The sequence below is a fragment of the Shewanella sp. M-Br genome, assembly GCF_036245925.1.
GTDB classification, from domain to species: Bacteria; Pseudomonadota; Gammaproteobacteria; order Enterobacterales; family Shewanellaceae; genus Shewanella; species Shewanella oncorhynchi.
In genome coordinates this window covers 1-707 of the sequence record NZ_BJBV01000062.1, presented here as the reverse complement: position 1 = coordinate 707, position 707 = coordinate 1, and the positions used below count along the sequence as shown (strand labels likewise).

General features: G+C 54.0%; 1 protein-coding gene and 1 pseudogene. Both read right to left on the bottom strand.

The genetic code is table 11. The features are described from left to right. A pseudogene (locus AAA952_RS22305) lies at positions 1-523 on the bottom strand (hypothetical protein); the annotation flags it as partial. Further along, on the bottom strand, positions 520-707 hold a 188-nt coding region (locus AAA952_RS22300; RefSeq protein WP_338259709.1), incomplete at its 5' end, for a hypothetical protein. The pseudogene AAA952_RS22305 and the gene AAA952_RS22300, both read right to left, overlap by 4 nt.

Below are 707 nucleotides of genomic sequence, written 5' to 3'. Positions count from 1 at the left end.
TACCCGCGCCGACCAAGGCGGCCGGGCCTAACAACGCCACGCCGACGATGCAAACAACTACCCCAAACCAAGCCAGCCCCCGCACTACCGCGTAGGCGGCATCCGGAATAACGTCATGATAGGTGGTAACCAACCCCTCGGTGGTGAGCCGATAATGGTACTGTTTGTCGGCCAACCAGAGGTAGCGCATAAATGGCCCAAAAATCATCACTATGATGAGAAAATAATACCATTGTTCAAATCCATACCAATATGTCACCAACCCAACTAGAGCCGTAATCCCGCACGGAATAAGGACCATGATCCACCCCATACCATACACAGTCGCCACCCGAATATCCCACTCATAAAGCGTGGGCGCCTCACGCACCCGCTGCTGACGTAGCTTATTGAGCCGGCTTTGCTCCTCTTGGGGTAATTGCAGGTACTCACTGCGCGGCAGGTCTTCATACCGACTGTCGTCCAACGGTTGCGTCTCTTGCTCTGTCGACGCCGACTGCTGCGGCGCTGCTCTCTTATTCATATAGCTATTCCTTTGCTGTGCCCACGGTACTGCATGGTCATCGTTAACAGCTCGAACTTAATGTCTTCTCGCCCTTGACGACCTTGCCGCGAAAGGCCTGTCAGCATCTTGGTGGCAAAGCTGCCACTGATGACACCGAATCTCGCGCCAATAATAGGCGCAAGAAAAACGTTAACTGGGCAGG